At 71.6% G+C, this 18,289-nt stretch carries 19 protein-coding genes; 11 read left to right on the forward strand and 8 right to left on the reverse strand.

Features of this window, described 5'->3' with window-relative positions; translation table 11 throughout:
• Positions 1 to 7 precede the first annotated feature (7 nt).
• Positions 8 to 1,777 carry a substrate-binding and VWA domain-containing protein gene (locus GFH48_RS33290; RefSeq protein ID WP_153291790.1) on the reverse strand — a complete coding sequence of 590 codons (1,770 nt, stop codon included), beginning with the start codon at positions 1,775 to 1,777 and terminating at the stop codon, positions 8 to 10.
• A gap of 195 nt (positions 1,778 to 1,972) precedes the next feature.
• On the opposite strand from GFH48_RS33290, the gene GFH48_RS33295 reads away from it, so the two are divergent.
• On the forward strand, positions 1,973 to 2,773 hold the full coding sequence (locus GFH48_RS33295) for a CPBP family intramembrane glutamic endopeptidase (protein ID WP_153291791.1): 801 nt from the start codon (positions 1,973 to 1,975) through the stop codon (positions 2,771 to 2,773).
• Positions 2,774 to 2,866: 93 nt separating this feature from the next.
• Here GFH48_RS33295 and GFH48_RS33300 read toward each other — a convergent pair whose 3' ends face one another.
• Entirely contained in the window at positions 2,867 to 3,682 is an 816-nt protein-coding gene (locus tag GFH48_RS33300) for a PhzF family phenazine biosynthesis protein (protein WP_153291792.1), read from the reverse strand.
• A gap of 403 nt (positions 3,683 to 4,085) precedes the next feature.
• Between GFH48_RS33300 and GFH48_RS33305 the strand changes: the two genes are divergently transcribed.
• On the forward strand, positions 4,086 to 4,730 hold the full coding sequence (locus tag GFH48_RS33305) for a PadR family transcriptional regulator (protein ID WP_153291793.1): 645 nt from the start codon (positions 4,086 to 4,088) through the stop codon (positions 4,728 to 4,730).
• A gap of 101 nt (positions 4,731 to 4,831) precedes the next feature.
• Here the strand turns inward: GFH48_RS33305 and GFH48_RS33310 are convergent, their stop codons facing one another.
• Positions 4,832 to 5,260 carry a type II toxin-antitoxin system Rv0910 family toxin gene (locus GFH48_RS33310; protein ID WP_153291794.1) on the reverse strand — a complete coding sequence of 143 codons (429 nt, stop codon included), beginning with the start codon at positions 5,258 to 5,260 and terminating at the stop codon, positions 4,832 to 4,834.
• Between the two features lie 328 nt (positions 5,261 to 5,588).
• Here GFH48_RS33310 and GFH48_RS33315 point away from each other — a divergent pair, with 328 nt between their 5' ends.
• Both GFH48_RS33315 and GFH48_RS33320 read left to right on the forward strand, forming a co-directional pair.
• Positions 5,589 to 6,272: a Clp protease N-terminal domain-containing protein gene (locus GFH48_RS33315; RefSeq protein ID WP_407698678.1), complete on the forward strand. Its 684-nt coding sequence runs from the start codon at positions 5,589 to 5,591 to the stop codon at positions 6,270 to 6,272.
• A gap of 46 nt (positions 6,273 to 6,318) precedes the next feature.
• Entirely contained in the window at positions 6,319 to 7,356 is a 1,038-nt protein-coding gene (locus tag GFH48_RS33320; RefSeq protein ID WP_153291796.1) for an EamA family transporter, read from the forward strand.
• Between the two features lie 111 nt (positions 7,357 to 7,467).
• Here the strand turns inward: GFH48_RS33320 and GFH48_RS33325 are convergent, their stop codons facing one another.
• The gene (locus tag GFH48_RS33325; protein ID WP_153291797.1) at positions 7,468 to 8,157 is read right to left on the reverse strand and encodes a pyridoxamine 5'-phosphate oxidase family protein; all 690 of its coding nucleotides are present in this window, start codon (positions 8,155 to 8,157) and stop codon (positions 7,468 to 7,470) included.
• Positions 8,158 to 8,192: 35 nt separating this feature from the next.
• Between GFH48_RS33325 and GFH48_RS33330 the strand changes: the two genes are divergently transcribed.
• Positions 8,193 to 9,524 carry an aminotransferase class I/II-fold pyridoxal phosphate-dependent enzyme gene (locus GFH48_RS33330; RefSeq protein WP_153291798.1) on the forward strand — a complete coding sequence of 444 codons (1,332 nt, stop codon included), beginning with the start codon at positions 8,193 to 8,195 and terminating at the stop codon, positions 9,522 to 9,524.
• A gap of 1 nt (position 9,525) precedes the next feature.
• Here GFH48_RS33330 and GFH48_RS33335 read toward each other — a convergent pair whose 3' ends face one another.
• Positions 9,526 to 10,563: a DMT family transporter gene (locus GFH48_RS33335; protein WP_153291799.1), complete on the reverse strand. Its 1,038-nt coding sequence runs from the start codon at positions 10,561 to 10,563 to the stop codon at positions 9,526 to 9,528.
• Between the two features lie 75 nt (positions 10,564 to 10,638).
• Here GFH48_RS33335 and GFH48_RS33340 point away from each other — a divergent pair, with 75 nt between their 5' ends.
• The gene (locus GFH48_RS33340) at positions 10,639 to 11,541 is read left to right on the forward strand and encodes a LysR family transcriptional regulator (protein WP_153291800.1); all 903 of its coding nucleotides are present in this window, start codon (positions 10,639 to 10,641) and stop codon (positions 11,539 to 11,541) included.
• 168 nt (positions 11,542 to 11,709) lie between these two features.
• On the opposite strand, the gene GFH48_RS33345 is transcribed toward GFH48_RS33340, so the two are convergent.
• Positions 11,710 to 12,177: a pyridoxamine 5'-phosphate oxidase family protein gene (locus GFH48_RS33345; protein ID WP_153291801.1), complete on the reverse strand. Its 468-nt coding sequence runs from the start codon at positions 12,175 to 12,177 to the stop codon at positions 11,710 to 11,712.
• Between the two features lie 144 nt (positions 12,178 to 12,321).
• On the opposite strand from GFH48_RS33345, the gene GFH48_RS33350 reads away from it, so the two are divergent.
• Positions 12,322 to 12,960, forward strand: coding sequence for a cysteine hydrolase (locus GFH48_RS33350; RefSeq protein WP_194280746.1), 639 nt, complete (start codon positions 12,322 to 12,324; stop codon positions 12,958 to 12,960).
• Between the two features lie 12 nt (positions 12,961 to 12,972).
• On the opposite strand, the gene GFH48_RS33355 is transcribed toward GFH48_RS33350, so the two are convergent.
• The gene (locus tag GFH48_RS33355; RefSeq protein WP_153291803.1) at positions 12,973 to 13,449 is read right to left on the reverse strand and encodes a Rieske (2Fe-2S) protein; all 477 of its coding nucleotides are present in this window, start codon (positions 13,447 to 13,449) and stop codon (positions 12,973 to 12,975) included.
• 280 nt (positions 13,450 to 13,729) lie between these two features.
• Here GFH48_RS33355 and GFH48_RS33360 point away from each other — a divergent pair, with 280 nt between their 5' ends.
• Complete coding sequence (locus tag GFH48_RS33360; RefSeq protein ID WP_153291804.1) at positions 13,730 to 14,566, forward strand: maleylpyruvate isomerase family mycothiol-dependent enzyme; 837 nt, start codon at positions 13,730 to 13,732, stop codon at positions 14,564 to 14,566.
• A gap of 201 nt (positions 14,567 to 14,767) precedes the next feature.
• On the opposite strand, the gene GFH48_RS33365 is transcribed toward GFH48_RS33360, so the two are convergent.
• Complete coding sequence (locus GFH48_RS33365; protein WP_228121064.1) at positions 14,768 to 15,778, reverse strand: NAD(P)-dependent alcohol dehydrogenase; 1,011 nt, start codon at positions 15,776 to 15,778, stop codon at positions 14,768 to 14,770.
• Between the two features lie 408 nt (positions 15,779 to 16,186).
• Between GFH48_RS33365 and GFH48_RS33370 the strand changes: the two genes are divergently transcribed.
• The 3 genes from GFH48_RS33370 (at position 16,187) to GFH48_RS33380 (ending at position 18,227) form a co-directional block, all read left to right on the forward strand.
• Positions 16,187 to 16,714 carry a YbhB/YbcL family Raf kinase inhibitor-like protein gene (locus GFH48_RS33370; protein WP_153291805.1) on the forward strand — a complete coding sequence of 176 codons (528 nt, stop codon included), beginning with the start codon at positions 16,187 to 16,189 and terminating at the stop codon, positions 16,712 to 16,714.
• Between the two features lie 287 nt (positions 16,715 to 17,001).
• Entirely contained in the window at positions 17,002 to 17,847 is an 846-nt protein-coding gene (locus GFH48_RS33375) for a HipA family kinase (protein WP_153291806.1), read from the forward strand.
• A complete protein-coding gene (locus GFH48_RS33380) occupies positions 17,844 to 18,227 on the forward strand; it encodes a DUF3037 domain-containing protein (protein WP_153291807.1) in 384 nt (127 codons plus the stop codon). The genes GFH48_RS33375 and GFH48_RS33380 overlap by 4 nt, the downstream gene beginning before the upstream one ends.
• Positions 18,228 to 18,289 lie beyond the last annotated feature (62 nt).

An 18,289-nucleotide genomic window follows, 5' to 3' on the forward strand; every position in this document is an offset into this window, starting at 1 on the left:
ACCGTCCTCAGCCCCGGCTGAGGGCGGCCGCACGCACGATGGCCCTGAGGATCACCGAGTGGATCTGTGAGGGGTCGCTGACCTCCTGGCCCGAGCCGCCGGTCGCCTTGGCGATCTCCTCGACCTCCGCCTTGTCGGCGTCCGGGCCCACCGCGATGGCGATGAGCGGCACCGGGTGCTGCGGGTCGGCGAGCTGCCGCAGCCGGGAGACGAGATCGGCGCGCGAGATGCTTCCCGGGTCCTCGTTGACGCCGTCGGTCAGCAGGACCAGTGCGTTGAACCTGCCCTTCGCGTAACCGGAGGTGGCCGCCTCGTACGCGGCGAGGGTGGTGTCGTACAGGCCTGTCGCCCCGTTCGGCACGGGCTTCAGGCCGTTGAAGGCGGCCGCCAGTCTCGCCCGCTGGGCGTTGCCCCCCTCGCGGTCGCCGAGCCGCTGTGTGGGCACGAGCACCCGGTAGTCGCGGTCGCCGTCGAGACGGGTGGAGAACTTCCACAGCCCGATCTCGTCCTCCGTGGTGAAGGTGGCGAGCGCCTGGAGCAGGGCCGCCTTGGTGACGTCCATACGGGTCCGGTCGGTGCCCGGCACCGGCTGCGCCATGGACGCGGACGCGTCGACGACGGCGGTGATCCGGGCGCTCTGCACGGTGATCGTCCACGTGCCGAGCGTCTCTTCGACCGCCTTCTCCGGGAGCGGTTCGGCCGCGGTTCGGTCGAAGGGCTGCGGGGCGCGGCCGCCGGCCTTGGCGACCAGCGCGCCGGACACCTCGTCGTCGTCCGTGCGGAACCCGTGCCGCTGAAGGACGCGCTGCCCCGCCGACTCGCCCGAGAGCGTCATGAAGCGCAGCGCGGCCCGGCTCTCGTCGGTGCTCAGCCGCGGCCGGTCGACGAGGGTGAAGGGGTAGTCGAGCCGCGGTGATCCGTCCTTGGGATAGAACAGTTCGAGCCCGAGCCCGCGGTCGGACGACGAGTTGTGGACGAACGCCGCCTGTTCGGAGAGGAACAGCGCCTGGTTGCGCTTCGGGTCGGTCTGTTCGGCACCGGAGGAGTCTCGGGGGAGGGTGTCCAGCACCTGGTGGTCGTTGTCGGACGTGCGTGGCGAGAGGTTCTTGGCCAGGGCCGCGGCCCGGATGCCACCGCTCCTGGTCCCGTCCGTGGCGCCGCCGAGCCGGGTCAGCGCGAGCAGGCCGGTCGCGCTGTGCGCCGGGTCGGCCGCGCCCAGCCTGAGCCGGTCGTCCCGCGTCGAGGCGTCGGCCAGTTCGCTCCAGGTGTACGTCTTGGCGGGCCACCCGAGCGACCGGGCGGCGGACGGCACCATCGCGACACCGACCGGCGAGGACGCGACGTTCCCCGCCTTGGTGACCTGGATGGCCCGGCTTCGCGCGGCGACCCCGTCCACCCACACGTCGGAGTCCGGCACCCACGCCTGGACGCCGGCACTCCTGCCCGACCCGAGTGAGGCGGCGACCTGGTACGACTCGCGGGCGGTCACGGTGACGTCGATGCAGTGCCCGTCGGACGTGATGTCGCGCTCGCGGGCCTGGTCGGCGACCTCTCGCAGGGCGGGCGCGACGTCGGGCGACGCGGCGACGGTGATGCGCACGGCGCTGTCCTGGCAGGACGAACCGAAGGAGAACAGGCCGCCGCCGATCGCGGCCGCCCCGCCCACGGCGACCACCAGCACCAGCACCGTCGCGACGGCCACCGTGCGGCGGCGCGGGCGCGGACGGGGGTCGGCCGCACCCGCCCCGGACCGGTGGGGCAAGCTGTGACGTCCCATGACGGTGGTGCCCTCCGTGGGTGAGCCGGTGCCGCGCGACAGTCGTATGAGAGCCGGGGGAGGGCGAGAGGGGGAGGCACGCCCGTACGGCGTCCGTCCCCCAACGGCCTGTCGCGCACGATCTTCGCAACTTCTTTCGAGACCCTAGCGGGGCGAAGATGGGGATGAGGCGGGATTACTCAACTGGAGGCGGGAGTGCAGGTGGAGGCGGGGTCGCCGGCCGGTTCTTTTCCTGGGGAGCGGCTGACGCGAAGGATTTTCCGGGACGAGACACTGCTCGTCCTCGGGCTCTCGCTCGGTGCGAGCGGAGTGTCCGCGCTGATCAGCTTTGTCGGATCGGTCACCAAACCGGGTGGTCTCAAGGACCAGGCGGCCACGCTGAACGCGTCGGCCGCGCCGGGCAGGCCCTGGCTGGACCTGGCGTGGCAGCTGTTCGGAATCGCGTCGGCCCTGGTGCCGGTCGCGCTGGTCGCGCATCTTCTGCTGCGGGAGGGCCAGGGGCTGCGCGTGATCGGGTTCGACCGCACGCGGCCCTGGCCCGACCTCGGACGCGGGGCCGCCGTCGCGGCGGTGATCGGCAGTACGGGCATCGCCTTCTATCTGCTGGCACGCGGGTTCGGCGCCAACCTCACGGTCGTGCCGGAGGCGCTGCCCGACGTGTGGTGGAAGTACCCGGTGCTGATTCTCTCGGCCGTGCAGAACGCCGTGCTGGAAGAGGTCATCGTCGTCGGCTATCTGCTGCGCCGGCTGGGCCAGTTGGGCTGGACGCCGGGCACCGCCCTGGTGGCGAGCGCGGTGCTGCGCGGTTCCTACCACCTGTACCAGGGCATCGGCGGCTTCGTCGGCAACATGGTGATGGGCGTGGTCTTCGTCTACCTGTACCGGCGGTGGGGCCGGGTCGGTCCCCTCGTGGTCGCGCACTCGCTGCTCGACATCGGGGCGTTCGTCGGGTACGCGCTGTTGGCGGGGAAGGTCGGGTGGCTGCCCACGGCGTGAACCGCGCGCCGATGCGCGTCGTGGTGCGCCGCGGTGTGTCATGGTGCGTCATGGTGCGCCGTGATGTGTCGTGGCCGCCTCGTCCGTACGCCGTCACACGAGCAGTTCGCCCTCGACGACCGTGACCGCGCCGCCGGTCAGGAGGGTACGGTCGCCGCGCAGGCCGGTGCGGACGAGGCCGGAGCGCGGGGAGGCCTGCAGGCCCGTCAGGTCGGGGCGGCCGAGACGCTCGGACCAGTAGGGCGCGAGGGCCGTGTGGGCGCTGCCGGTGACGGGGTCCTCGTCGATGCCGATGTTCGGGAAGAAACACCGCGAGACGAAGTCGTAGCCCCGGGCGGGGTCCGCTGAGCGGGCCGTCGCGATGATGCCGCGCTCGGAGTACCGGGCCAGGGCCCCGAGGTCGGGAGCCAGTCCGCGCACCGTCTCCTCGTCGGCGACCTCGATCAGCAGGTCTCCGGTGTTCGGGCCCGTGTCGAAGGCCGTGAGCGGTTCGGCGCCGAGCGCCTCCGCGACACCGTCCGGTACGTCGACCGGGGTCAGCGGCGCGGTCGGGAAGTCCAGCGTGATGGTGCCGTCCTCCCGGGGCGTGGCGCGGAGCACGCCGCTGCGGGTGGCGAACCGGACCGGTCCCGTGCGGGTGCCCGTCGTGCGCAGGACGTGGGCGGTGGCCAGTGTCGCGTGCCCGCACATCGCGACCTCGCTGGTGGGAGTGAACCAGCGCAGTGCCCAGTCCGCGTCACCGCCGTCGGGCAGGGGGTGCGCGAACGCCGTCTCGGCGTGATTGACCTCCAGAGCCACGTTCCGCAGCCAGTCGTCCTCGGGGAAGCCGTCGGGGCCCAGGAGGAGGACCCCGGCCGGGTTGCCGGTGAAGGGGCGGTCGGTGAAGGCGTCGACGATTCGAATCCGCATGTCCCGACGCTAGCCGCCCCGGGGAGCCGGGGAACAAGGCCAATTCCCGGGTTCTGGCCCGTTTCGGGCGCCCCTCGCGCGGGTCCCGTGTGTCCGGTCCCGGCTCCCGGCCACGCCCGGGACCGAGCCCCGCATCCCGGCTGCCGCGCCGGCGTCGCGGCCCCCGCCCCCTTCGGTTCCGCCCGTACGCGGTGGGTCGTCCTGGTCGTACGCGGTGGGTCGTCCTGTTCGACCAGGCGAGTTGTCCTGTTCGTACGCGGCGGGAGGCCTTTCCCCGGCGGCCCTTGACCGTGGCCCATCTTCGAGGGTTGTCAAGCGATCGGTTCCGATATATCGTTGAAGCATCGCGACCGATCAACGAACAGATGGGTCGATCAAGGCGCGGACGGATGGAGTGAGGGAGATGCGTTCCGAAGGACAGGAATTCGGATTCGAACGGGGACAGGGCCGACATGGCGGTCCCGGCCCGCGGGGCAGGGGTCGCTCCGAGGGGCTGCGCGGGGCTTTCGGGCCCTTCGGTCCCGGTGGTCCCGGCGGCTTCGGTGGACCCGGCTTCGGCCCGGGCCCCTGGGGTGGCGGGCGAGGCGGCCGGGGCGGTCCCAGGGGCAGGGCGCGGCGCGGTGACGTACGCGCGTCGATCCTGGCGCTGCTCAAGGACCGGCCGATGCACGGCTACGAGATGATCCAGGAGATCGCCGAACGCAGTGGCGGGACGTGGAAGCCCAGCCCGGGTTCGGTCTACCCGACCCTCCAACTGCTGGAGGACGAAGGTCTCATCGTGAGCGCGGCCGAGGGCGGCAAGAAGCTGTTCTCACTCACCGAGGAAGGCCGCGGCGCGGCCGAGGAGGGACCTGACGCTCCCTGGGAAGAGGCCGGGCGCGGGATCGACTGGGAGACGCTGCACGAGATCCGGCAGGCCGGCTTCGGTCTCATGGAGGCCTTCGGCCAGGTCTGGAAGACCGGCAGCAAGGACCAGCGCGACAAGGCGCTGGCAGTCATCAACGAAGCCCGCAAGAAGCTGTACCTGATCCTCGCCGACGAGGACTGACGGGCATGCTGTGGTACCTGACGGCGCCCCGTGGAAGTGTCTTCGCGGGGCGCCTTTCCGCCTATGGGGGCTGGGTGCGGGCCTCGGAGCAGATGCGGGACTCAGGTCACCAGTCCGCCCAGCTTGCGCAACGACTCGTTGAGGGCGGCCGTCGCCGAGTCCTTGAGCTTGCCGGCCATCAGCGAGACGGCCGCGCCGGTGAACTCCCCGTCGATGCGCACCGAGGTGGCGTCGCCGTCGGGGGTGAGGGTGTAGCGGGTGGCGACGGTGACGGCCATCGGGCCCTTTCCGCGGATGGCCAGGACGCGGGCGGGTTCCAGTTCCTCGATGGTCCAGCCGACCTCGGCCGGGAACCCCATGAGCTTCATGTTCTCCTCGAACGTCCCGCCCACCTCGAGTGAGGCGGGGCCGCCCTTGGGGAAGCTGGTGTGGGTCGAGTTCCACTCGCCGTACGACGAGAAGTCGGTGAGCTGCGCCCACACCTTCTCCGCCGGCGCCTCGATCCGTGCTTCCGCGCTGACTTCGGCCATGCGACCACCTCTTCGTGTCGGGCGCTGCGCCCGGCGCAGCTACGGTGTCGCGGAAGGTAGCCGCAGGCCCTGGAAGATTCAAGACTGATGAACCGTCAGAAAGTGCGGCCGCCTCGGGCCGGGAGGGCCATGCCCCTGAGGGGCGGGAGCCGCCGTGGCGCGGTCGCGTGCGGGGCCTGGCGCAAGGCGGCGCGCGCCCGGGGGAGAAATCCGTGCGAAGTCATCCTTGAGTAGGAGGATCCGCACACGGTTGCCCACCCTGTGCGGGACGTGGAAATGCTGCCCTCCGGGGATGCCTCCGACCCTGGGGGCTGATGGGGTAAGGGATGTGCCACCCCGTATCCCCTCGCAGTCGGCCGCCGAGAGCGGCTCCCGCCGTACGGAACTCGAGGCAGGGCTCAGCGACGAGCTCGCCTCGGTGGTCTCCGCCGCGCGCAGACGGGCGCTGCGGGACGGGGACCGGCAGATCGACACGGCCCATCTGCTGCACTCGCTGTTGGAGTCGGACCAGCGGGTGCGCGCCGTCTTCGACGGTGCCCCGCGGATCACCCGGCTGCTCGGCTACCTCGTCCAGCGCAGCATCGGCTATGGGCTGCGCTGGCAGAGCGCCGTGGAGGACTCGGGTGTCGTGCCGGTGGTGGTCGAGGCGGGCTGGTCGCCGGTGGCGGCCGGTGCCATGGAGGGCGCGTGCGCCCGCGCCGGACTGCGCGGCGAGGCGCGAGCCCACTGTCTCGACCTGCTCGCCGCGATCGTCGCCGATCCGCAGGCGCGGGCCGTCGAGGTACTCAGGCGCGCGGGCACGGACCTCGGAGTGCTGCTGCCCCGGATCGAGAACGCGCTGCGGAGCGAATGCGCGGACGGCTACGGGGGCGAACGCGCGCACGGGTACGAGGGCGAACGTGCGCACGGGTACGCGGACGGCTACGCGGACGAGCGCGCGCACGGGTACGCGGACGTGGACCGGGGCGGGTGGGGCGGGTGCGGGGCCGGGGCCGGGGAGTCCAGTCGTTGAGACAGGTGTCATCGGGGGTGACGCTCATGTCGTCGCCTGTCATCATGTGCCGGTGCATACGTCTCAGGGCAGTCAGGGCAATCGTGGAAGAGGCGTCGGCCTGGGCCTCGCCCTCGCGTCGGCGGTCGCCTTCGGTGGATCGGGTGTCGCGGCGAAACCGCTGATAGAGGCGGGCCTCGACCCGCTCCACGTGGTGTGGCTGCGGGTCACCGGCGCCGCCCTGGTGATGCTGCCGCTCGCCGTACGGCATCGCGCGCTGCTGCGCCGGCGCCCCGCGCTGCTGGCCGGGTTCGGTCTGCTCGCCGTGGCCGGGGTCCAGGCCTGCTACTTCGCCGCGATCTCCCGGATACCCGTCGGCGTCGCCCTGCTCGTCGAATACCTCGCGCCCGCGCTCGTGCTCGGCTGGGTGCGGTTCGTGCAGCGCCGGCCCGTGACGCGTGCCGCGGCTCTCGGTGTCGTCCTCGCGGTGGGCGGACTCGCCTGTGTCGTCGAGGTGTGGTCCGGACTGAGCTTCGACGCGGTCGGGCTGCTGCTCGCCCTGGGCGCCGCCTGCTGCCAGGTCGGCTACTTCGTCCTGTCCGACCAGGGCAGCGACGCGGGGGACGAGGCACCCGACCCGCTCGGGGTCATCGCGTACGGACTGCTCGTCGGTTCGCTCGTGCTGACCGTCGTCGCACGGCCCTGGACGATGGACTGGTCGATCCTCGGCGGCGGCGCGGACATGAACGGGACGTCCGTTCCGGCCGCCCTGCTCCTAGGTTGGATCGTGCTGATCGCGACCGTCGTCGCGTACGTGACCGGGGTGCTCTCGGTGCGCAGGCTCTCCCCGCAGGTCGCGGGTGTCGTGGCCTGTCTGGAGGCGGTCATCGCCACGGTGCTCGCCTGGGTCCTGCTCGGTGAGCACCTGTCCGCCCCGCAGATCGTCGGCGGTGCCGTCGTGCTGGCCGGCGCCTTCATCGCGCAGTCGTCGGCGCCGGTGAAGCCTTCCGACGGGCCGGTCCTGGGCGGTGCGGCCGGTGTCGAAGCGGGCGGTCCCGAGGGGGAGTCGACCGCCCGGGGTGGCGTGGCGCGGACCCGGAGCTGACGGACGCCGCCGCACGACCGGGCCCGGGACCGGCACGGGCCGGCCCGGAACCGGCGGACGTCATGGGCGGGCCGGACTCCCGGCCTCGTGCCGGATCACCGGATCACCGGATCACCGGGCCGTCAGGTAGCCGGGCAGCCGGATGCCGGGGGCTAGGTCGTCGGCGGGGATCGGGGTGCCCTGTCCCTTGGTGACGGGGACCACGCCGGTCCAGTGGGGGAGGTCCAGGTCCTCGGGGTCGTCGTTCGGGCCGCCGGTGCGGAGCTTCGCCGAGACCTCGTCCAGGTCGAGGGCGATCACCGCGGTGGCGGCCAGTTCCTTGGCGTTGGCCGCGCGGGAGTCGGACGAGCGGCCGGGAACGACCTGGTCGACCAGTGCGTCCAGGGCCGCGCGCTTCTCGTCCGGGTCCGTCACCTGGTGCGCGACGCCGTGCACCACCACGGAGCGGTAGTTGATCGAGTGGTGGAAGGCGGACCGGGCGAGGACCAGGCCGTCGACATGGGTGACGGTCACGCAGACCGGCAGCCCGGGGTCGGTCCCGCCGGTCATCCGCAGGGGTCGCGAGCCCGTCGAGCCGTGCACGTAGAGGCGTCGGCCGACCCGTGCGTAGAGGGTGGGCAGCACGACCGGCGCGCCGTCCCGGACGAAGCCGAGGTGGCAGACGTACCCCTCGTCGAGTATCGCGTGGACCAGTTCGTGGTCGTACGCGGCGCGCTCCTTGGAGCGGGTGGGGACGGTGCGGTCGGTCGGGGTGTAGGCGGCGGCCCGCGCCGTCCCTGGCTCTGTGCTCGTCTCCGGCATTGCACTCTCCATTGTACTAGTGCATAATCTTCTTTGTGCTAGGAGAGTATCGGATCGAAGGGCGTCGCGCAGCGGACATCGCGGCGAGCGTCGAGCGCGCGGTGGGCGCCGGAGCGCTCGAACCGGGACAACTGCTGCCGCCGATGCGGGAGTTGGCCACGCAGCTGGGGGTGAATCCCAATACCGTGGCCGCCGCGTACCGCGTTCTGCGTGAACGCGGGGTGATCGAGACGGACGGCCGTCGAGGCAGCCGAGTCCGCTCCAGGCCCGTCACCACGGGGCGCGAGTACATCCGGGTGGAGGTGCCGGACGGTGTGCGGAACCTGGTGGACGGCAACCCGGACCGTGCCCTGCTGCCCGGCCTGGCCGAGGCGTTCGCCGCGGCGGCGGGAGAGGCGGACCGGGACCCCGTGCTGTACGGGGACGACGCCGTGGAACCCGAACTGTGGCGGCTCGCGCGCGCCGACCTCGACGCGGACGGGGTGCCGGAGGGCCCGATCGTCGTCACGTCCGGGTCGCTCGACGGCATCGAGCGCGTCCTGGCGGCCCATCTCAAGCCGGGCGACGCGGTCGCCGTGGAGGACCCGGGGTGGGGCAGCGTGTTCGACCTCGCGCCGGCGCTGGGGCTGCGGACGGTCCCGGTGCGCGTCGACGACGAGGGCCCGCTGCCCGACGACGTACAGGGTGCGCTGGAGGCGGGCGCCCGCGCGCTGATCGTCACGGACCGGGCGCAGAACCCGACCGGCGCCGCCGTGACCTCCACCCGTGCGCGTGCCCTGCGTTCCGTACTGGCGCGGTACCCGCGCACCCTTGTCATCGAGGACGATCACGGGCACCGGATCGTCGACCTGCCCCTGCATCCGCTGGCCGGAGTGACGGACCACTGGGCCCTGGTGCGCTCCGTCGCCAAGGCGTACGGCCCCGACCTGCGGCTCGCCGTGCTCACCGGGGACGCCGTCACCATGGACCGCGTGCACGGGCGGCAGCGGCTCGGCCCCGGCTGGGTGAGCCGGCTGCTGCAGCGGGCGGTCGCGCGTCTGTGGGCCGGCGGTGCGGTCGACGTGCCGGCGGTGGCCGCGGCGTACGGGCGGCGCCGGGACGCGCTGATCGACGCCCTCGCGCGGCGTGGCATCGAGGCCCACGGGCGCAGCGGGATGAACGTCTGGATTCCCGTCCCGGACGAGACCGGGGCGGTCGCGCGGCTGCTGCACGCGGGCTGGGCGGTCGCGCCGGGAGCACGCTTCCGGATGAGCGCGCCGCCCGGCATCCGGATCACCGTCTCGACGCTCACGGCGGACGACATCGGACCGCTGGCGGACGCCGTAGCCTCCGCCGCCGGTCCCGCACCCGCCCGCCGTTACGTGTGAGTCATCGGCGGGCCCTGGTCTGGGTGAGCGCCGCGCCGGCCAGGACGATCACCGCGCCGACCGGCGTCGACCAGGTCAGCGACTCGCCGAGGACGGCGACCCCCGCCGCGGTGGCGATGACCGGGATGAAGTAGGTGACCATCTGCGCGGTGGTCGGGCCGACCTCGGCGACCAGGCCGTACTGGACGAGGACGGCGAAGCCCGTGCCGAGGGCGCCCAGGGCGGCCGTGGCCAGCAGTGGGACGAGCGGGAAGTGGCTCGGCACGGTGGTGAACAGCGGTACGACCAGAGCCAGTTGGGCGGTGGCCAGGAGCAACTGGGCGCCGGTCATGGACAGGTGGGAGTGGTCGGAGCCGGCCAGGGTGCGGCGGACGTAGATCCAGCCGACGGGGTAGCTCAGCGAGGCCAGCAGGGCCATCGCCGTACCCGTGGCGTCCAGGCCGTGGAAACCCTGCCAGGCGCCGAGGACCGTCAGCACGCCGAGGAATCCGAGACCGAGCCCGGCTACTCTGCGCCGGGTCGGCCGGTCCTCGGACAGGGCCACCATGGACAGGGCCATGCCCCACAGCGGTGAGGTCGCGTTGCAGATGCCCGCGAGCGTGGAGGGGATCGTCAGCTCCGCGTAGGCGAAGAGCGAGAACGGCAGCGCGTTCAGCAGGAGGGCCGCGACCGCGAGATGTCCCCAGGTGCGCGCCCCGCGTGGCAGGCGCTCCCGCTTGACCGCCATCGCGACCGCGAGCACCGCGGTTCCGAACACCAGCCGCCCTAGGGTGACTTGGAACGGCGCGTAGCTCTCCGTGCCGACCTTGATGAGCAAGAAGCTGAATCCCCAGATGAGCGAGAGGGCGCCGAAGCGGATCCGCCAGTCGAGCGCGGCGCGGCGGCGCGGCCCGTGGCCGGTCGGAGCCGGGGTTGCGGAGGCCGGCTCTGTGGAGATCGGCTCGGCGGAGGCCGGCTCGGCGGAGGCCGGCTCAGTGGACATCGGGTCGGGGGAGGCGGGGTCGGGGGAGGCGGTGCCCGGCGTGGCGACGGTGGTCATGGAGTCAACGATGGAGCAGAACGATCTCGTAGCACAAGCGAGATTTTTCGACCGGTATCTCGTAGCCTTGCTTACATGTTGAATCTGGAGCGCCTGCGCACCCTCGACGCCCTGGCCCGGCACGGATCGGTGAGCGGGGCGGCCGAAGGGCTGCATGTGACGACCTCGGCCGTGTCCCAGCAGATGTCCAAGCTGGAACGCGAGGTGGGCCAGCAGCTCCTCGCCAAGAACGGACGGGGGGTGCGGCTGACGGACGCGGGCCGGCTCCTCGCCGACCACGCGGCGCGCATCCTCTCGCAGGTCGAACTCGCCCAGTCCGACCTGGAGGCGCAGCGCGGACAGGTCGTCGGCGAGCTGCGCCTCTCGGCGTTCCCGACCGCCGCACGCGGGCTGTTCCCCACGGCGCTCGCGGCCCTGCGCGCCGACCATCCGGGGCTGCGGGTGCGCTCGTGCGAGCTGGAGCCCGAGGCCGGGGTCGCCGGAGTGGTGCGCGGTGACCTCGACCTGGCGGTGGTGCTCGACTGGTACAACAGGCCGATGCCGTTGCCCGACGGCCTGGTGAAGGCGGCGATCCTCGACGACCCGGCCGATGTGGCGATGCCGGTCGGCCACCGGCTCGCGGACCGCGCGGAGGTCGACCTGGCGGAGTTCGCCGAGGACGAGTGGATCACCTGGGGTGAGGGCGAGTTCTGCCACGAGTGGCTGATGTTCACGCTGCGCTCCAAGGGCGTCGAGCCGCACGTCGGCCATCGCGCCGCCGAGACGCACACCCAGCTCAGCATGGTCGCCGCGGGGCTCGGCGTCTGTATCGCGCCGGTGCTCGGACGCCGCCCGATGGCGGAGGGGGTCGTCACGGTCCCGCTGCGCCAGCGCGTACAGCGCCATGTGTACGTCGTCTGGCGGGCGGACGCCGACCGCCGCCCGTCGATCAGGGCGGCGGTGGAGGCACTGCGGGCGGCCGGAGAAGGTGTCCACTGACGGACCTGACGGACCTCAGGGACCTGGCGGACCTGCCTGGCGGACCTGACCAACCTGATCGACCCGAGTGATCCGACCGACTCGACCGACTCGACCGACCTGGCCGACTGGTGTGGCATCGGGTCGATCGATGTGCGCCGGCCGGACCCGCGTGACACCGGCCCGCTCCTACAGCGGCGGCAGCTTCCGGAAGTCCCAGGAGGCGATCGCCGTCGGAGTCAGCCGCGCCCACGCGTGACGGCCGTCGTGCGGCATCTCCTCCAGGCCGAAGTTCTTGCGGGCGAACAGGGTCTCGGGGACGTCGAGTTCGGCGCACAGATCCCCGGTGCGCGGGACCTCGCCCACGAACTCCACCGTGCCGGACAGCTCGACGCCCCGCAACTGGTCGTACTCCTCACCGGAGTCGACCACCACCGCGACCCGCGGGTCACGCCGCAACTGCGTCCACCGCTTGCTGCGCACCACGGAGTACAGCCACAACGAGGTGCCGTCCCAGGCGAACCAGAGGGCACTCACATGGGGGACGCCGTCCTGCGACACCGTCGCGACGCGGCACGTGCGCTGGGTGGTGAGGAACTCGTCCAGTTCGCCGGGGGTCATCATGATCTTCCGACCCCTGCGCTGAGTGACGGTCATACGGGCACCTCTTCTTCCACGTCGGCCTGGTACGTCGACAGAGATCTTCTGACGTAGCGTCAGAAAAAAGGATGGGGCGTCTTCCGTCCCCACGCAATGGTCGTTACGCTCCCCCACCCCGACCCTCGACGACAAGGGGAAGCCGTGCCGTCGTACGAACAGCTCCGTGAACTCCTCGATCCGGCCACCACCGTGCTGCTCACCATCGAGTGCCAGCAGGGTGTGGTGGGTCCCGGCAGCGCACTGCCCGAACTCGCCGAAGAGGCCCGCTCCTCGGGGGCGTTGGCCCAGGTTGCGCGGCTGGTGGGTGCGGCGCACGAGAGCGGGGTGCAGGTGATCCACGCCGTCGCGGAGCGCCGGCCCGACGGGCGCGGCGCCAACCGCAACGCCCGGCTCTTCCGCGCGGCCGAACGGCTTCCCGTGCGCCAGTTGCCCGGGACGGCGGCGGTCCGGGTGGCCGCCCCGATCGAGGTCGCCGAGGAGGACCTCGTCGTACGCCGACTGCACGGACTGTCACCGATCGCGGGGACGGACGTCGACGCGCTGCTGCGCAACCTGGGCTGCCGCACCCTCGTGGTGACCGGTGTCTCCGCCAACGTGGCCGTCCCGAATGCCGTCTTCGATGCCGTGAACCGCGGCTACACCGTCGTGGTGCCCGCGGACGCCATCGCGGGAGTGCCTGCCGACTACACCCCCGCGATGATCCGCAACACGCTCGCCCTGGTCGCCACCGTCACCACCACCGAAGACGTGCTGGCCTGTCTCGCAAGCCCGCGCCGCTGACACGCGCGGGGGTCACGCGAGTTTGATCGAGTCCCCGTCCACGCTGATGGTGGCGGCGGCCAGGGCCTGCGTCGCGGGTCCCTTCTTCACGCTGCCGTCCGTCGCGGAGAACTGGCTGTTGTGGCACGGACAGGTGATCACGCCGTTCGCGATGTCCTTCACGGCGCAGCCCTGGTGGGTGCACTTGGACGAGAACGCCTTGAAGGTGCCCGCCGTGGGCTGCGTGACCACCACGCCCTGGTCGGCGAAGACCTTGCCGCCGCCCTCCGGGATGTCGGCGGTCTTGGCGAGGACCGTGCCGCCCGCGTTCCCGGCCACGCCGTTGTCGCCGCCGCCCGAACCCCCGCTGCTCGCGCTGGAGGAGGAGTCGGACGATTTGTCGTCCGACCCGCACGCGGTCAGCGCGACGGCGAGTCCCGCCGCGCCGACCGCCGCCACGACGGTGCGGCGTGCCGGAGCCGGGGCGGGGTGAAGCGATTCGCTGGTCATGCTGACGGTCCCTCCGACGGACGTGATGGGTTGATCCATACATGAGTACGCTCCGCGGTCGTGACCTGTTCAAGGGGTGGTGACTTCTTGACCTGATCGACAGCGGGCGGACAGCAGGGTCGCACCCGTCGACAGCTTGCCGACAGGTGAGGTCAGGCGGCGTGCGGGTGCCCCGGGCCCGCGAAAAGGTCGTAAAGGGGTGGATTGCACCACCTGCGAGGCGATCCTATGGTTTATTCATGGCTATTTCGACCATGAACGCGGTGACAGGTGAGATCGTGTGGGCCAGGACCTCAGGATCGGTCAGGACTCCTCGACGATGACCCGCGCCGGCCTCGTCTCCGCGCGCGTGAGCACCGGGCAGCTGGCGGACGTCGTCGCCCTGGTGGACGACGGCCAGTGGGACCTGCCGTCCGCCTGTGCGGGCTGGCGCGTCATCGACGTGATCGCCCACTTGGGGGCCCTCGCCCACGAGGCCGTCGAACCCCCCGCCCCGGACCCCAGCCTGCCGGCGAACCGCGAGCGTTACCACGACCTGCGGGTCGACGAGCGTCGGGCCTGGAGCCACGCCGAGGTCGTCGACGAGTGGCGCGCGTTCACCCCGAGGCAGCTGGAGATCCTGGAGGCGGCCCAGGAGCCGCCGCGGTCCGGGCAGCCGGTAGAGGTGCCGGGCCTGGGGACCTACCCGCGACATCTCCTGGCGAACACCATGGCGTTCAACGTCCTGTGTCACCTCCGCCACGACATGCTTGCCCCGGACGGTCCGCTCCCGTTCGCCGTCCCCGAAGAGACCGACGCCCTGGTCGCACCCGCGGTCGAGTTCATGCTGGCCGGCCTGCCCCAGATGCAGGGGCCCGAACTCGCCGCCACCGTCGCCCAACCGCTCGTCCTCGACCTGACCGGACCGGGCGCCACCACCGTCACCGTTCTCCCCGCCACCCGGCAGGACGCACGCCTGACCGTGCGGCCAGGAGCCGGTGGCGCCACCAGGATCACCAGTACGGCATCCGACTTCATCGCGTGGGGCACCACCCGCGAACCCTGGCGCGACCACTGCCGCGTCACCGGAGACACATCCGCCGCGACGCCGTTCCTCGACCGCCTCGACATCATCTGAGCACGCACCGCGCAGACCGGGATGAGCACGCACCGCGCAGACCCTGACGTGCACCGAGCAGACCTGGACGTGCACACCGCGTACGCCCGGCCGAGGTGCGCACCTGGACGGCCCGTGGATTCCCGAACGGGCCGTCCAGGTGCGCGCTGTCACGCGAGGACCTGTCACGCGAGGAACGCGCTGCCACCCGATGACACGCGGTCAGTCGAAGACGATGACCTGCCGCCCGATGACTTCGCCGCGCCCCAGTGCCTCCAGGTTCTCGTTGATGTCCTCCAGTCCGACTTTGGTGACGTTGTGCTTGACGAGGCCGGCTTCGGAGAGGGAGAGCACCTCGACGAGGTCCAGATGGTTGCCCCAGAAGGAACCGAGATAGGACAGCTCCGTACCCACGAAGGGGAACTGGTTGTGCTCGACGCGGTGGCTCATGAGGCCCACGGCCGCCAGCGCGCCTTCGGGGCCCAGCAGATCGAAGCCCATGGAGATGGACGCCTCGCTGCCGACACAGTCCAGGATGGCGTCGACCGTCCTGCGGCCGGTGAGGCTCTCCAGTTCGTCCTGGATGGCCTCGGTGGACTTGTCCCTGACGTTGACCCCGTGGTCCGCGCCGTTCTCCTTCGCGACGTCCAGCTTGCTGTCCGTGCGCGCGAGGGCCACCACGGTCGCCCCGCTTCCCAGCAGCTTCGCGTACTGGACCGCGTAGCTGCCCAGACCACCGATTCCCGTGACGGCGACGGTGCGGGCCGGTCCGAGCTTGCCCGCGTCCCGGAGCTTTCTCATCCCGCGGTACGGGGTCATGCCCGCGTCTGTCATGGGAGCCAGGAGCTCGGGGGCCTTCGCGGCCTCCTCCGAGACCGGGACCGCGTGACGGTACTCCACCGCCATGTACTCGGCGAAGCCTCCCGGAGGGCCGAAGCCCACCCACCTGCCGTTGCCGCTGCACAGTTGTTCGTTGCCCTCGCGGCACTGGCGGCATGTGCCGTCACCCCAGCTGGGGTTGACCACGACCATGTCCCCCTCCGCGTAGCCGACCGATTTCGGTACGCCGCTGCCCAGTCCCGCCACCCGGCCCGTGACCTCATGGCCGGGGATGTAGGGAAGGTCGACGGGAAAGGGGCCTTTGAAGTAGCCCTCGACGAGCTGGTAGTCGCTTCGGCACATACCGGTCGCGGCGACCTTCAGCAGAATCTCGTCCGGCGCGGGTTCGGGCACGGATACCTCTTCGATGCGAAGGGGCTCGTTGTATCCGTGCATCCGGGCTGCTCGCATCCGCATGGGTGTGCCTCGCTTTCGCCCCGCGGGCAATGGTGCGCACCGTGCGGCGGGACGGGACCCGGACTCCGTCGCCGGTCACCGGCCGCCGCCTTCCGATATCACCAGGTTCCTGCGCCCGCTCCTTCCGCGCATCCCGAACGTGGCCCGAATTGCCGCCCAGCAGTGCTGGTCATAGCGTTGGACCGCGGCTTTCGCACACCCCTGACCCGGTGCACCGCAGCGGCCGTTCGGCAGGCGTCCCGCCGGGCGGAGTGCACGTCCGGTCGTGCGGCGCGGCAGGTGAGCACGGGAGCACCGGGATCTCTCGTCCTCTTCCATCGCTGACCGTGGATGCGAGGGATCGTCATGATCAAACCCTATGGTCCGTACGACTTCATGCCGCCGATCAGGACCTTCTCGCTGACCTCGGAGTCAGTGGTCGACGGTGGCCCACTGGCCGCCGCGCAGGTGAGCGGCATTCTGGGGGCGGGTGGTTCGGACATCTCGCCGCAGCTGAGCTGGTCCGGCTTTCCCGAGGAGACGCGAAGTTTCACGGTCGCGATGTTCGATCCCGACGTGCCCACCGCCTCCGGCTTCTGGCACTGGGCCGTCGCCAACCTGCCCGCCTCCGTGACCGGCCTTCCGGCCGGGGCGGGAGACGGTGGTGATCTGCCCGGCGGCGCGGTGACGCTGTCGAACGACGCCGGTTACCGGAGGTACCTCGGTCCGGCGACGCCGCCCGGCAACGGCCCGGACCGCTACTTCCTCGTGGTCCACGCCGTCGACGTCGAAGAACTGGAGGTGTCGGAGGCGACGACCCCGGCCCTCATGGACTTCCTGCTGTTCACGCACGCCCTCGCGCGGGCGACCATGTTCGGCACCGCCGAGCGCTGAGCGGGTTCGGCACCGCCGAGCGGTGAGGTGACCTGGCTCTCCGCACCGGCTGTCACGCTCGGTTACTATGCTCACTTGACGCCGGAGGCCGGGGGAAGAGACGCCCGGGGGTGAGGAGCGCACCGCGGCCGACGGGCCGCTCGGAGACCCGGGGGGTCGGCGTGCCGGTCGGGACTCCCCGGATTCCCACACCCCGGACGTTCCCCGGGACGTGTCCGGGCCGGCTCCCCGAAGTACGCGCGTCTGACCGTAGATTGTGGGGCCAGGGAATTAGGGAGCCGGGGAAAGTGCTCAAAGAAGTCGCCGCGACCCGTTACATCACGCCGCTGCGTGAGGGCGGTTCGCTGCCGGGGCTCGTCGAGGCCGACGATCTGCGGACGTATGTCATGAAGTTCACCGGTGCGGGACAGGGGCGCAAGACGCTCGTCGCGGAGGTCGTCTGCGGTGAACTCGCCCGCCGGCTGGGCCTGCGCGTGCCCGGACTGGTGACGATCGGCCTCGATACGGTCCTGGGGCTCGGCGAACCCGACCAGGAGGTCCAGGAACTGCTCAAGTCGAGCGGGGGGTTGAACCTCGGCATGGACTTCCTCTCCCGTGCCGTCGGCTTCGACTCCCTCGCCTTCGAGGTGAGCGCGCGGGAGGCCGGACGCGTCGTCTGGTTCGACGCGCTGGTCAACAACGTCGACCGCTCCTGGCGCAACCCCAACCTGCTGATGTGGCATGGTGATCTGTGGCTCATCGACCACGGCGCCACCATGATCTGGCACCACCACTGGCCCGGAGCCCGGGCCTCCGCCGCCAAGCCGTACGACGCCTCCGACCACGCGCTCGCGCCGTTCGGTCCGGACATCGCCTCGGCGGCCGCCGAGCTGGCACCACTGGTGACCGCGGAACTGCTCGCCGAGGTGACCGCCGCGATCCCGGAGGAGTGGCTGGCCGACGAGCCGGGCTTCGACTCCACCGAGGCGCTGCGGCACGCCTACGCGGAGCCGCTCCTCGCCCGCGCGCCCGCCATCCACGAACGGATCAGGGGTATCCAGGGGCGCGAAGCCGGGGAGGGCCGCGGGAGCGGCGAGGGTCCCGGGAGCGGCGGAGGAACCAAGGGCGTCAAGGTCGGCGAGGGGGACAGGTGAACGAGCGGGACGTCTTCGAGTACACGCTGCTGCGGGTGGTGCCGCGCGTCGAACGCGGCGAGTGTTTCAACGCGGGTGTACTGGTGTACTGCCGCGCCCAGTCCTTCGTGGCGGCGCGCACCCATCTGGACGAGACGAAACTGCGGGCCCTGGACCCGGAGGCCGACGTGGTGGGCGTACGGGCCGCGCTGCGTGCCGTGGAAGGGATCTGCGCGGGTGGGAAAGCGGCAGGTCAGGCAGCAGGTGACGATGCCGGCCGGCGTTTTCGGTGGTTGATCGCGCCGCGCTCGACGGTGGTCCAGCCCGGGCCCGTGCACACAGGGCTCACCGCCGATCCGGAGGCGGAGACCGAGCGGTTGCTCGCGCTGCTGGTCAGGTAATGGATCACACCCGCGCCGTGTGCCGTTGACACCGGGTGCCAGGGCTTCTAGCGTCACGTCTG

The organism is Streptomyces fagopyri, from assembly GCF_009498275.1.
Lineage (GTDB): Bacteria > Actinomycetota > Actinomycetes > Streptomycetales > Streptomycetaceae > Streptomyces > Streptomyces fagopyri.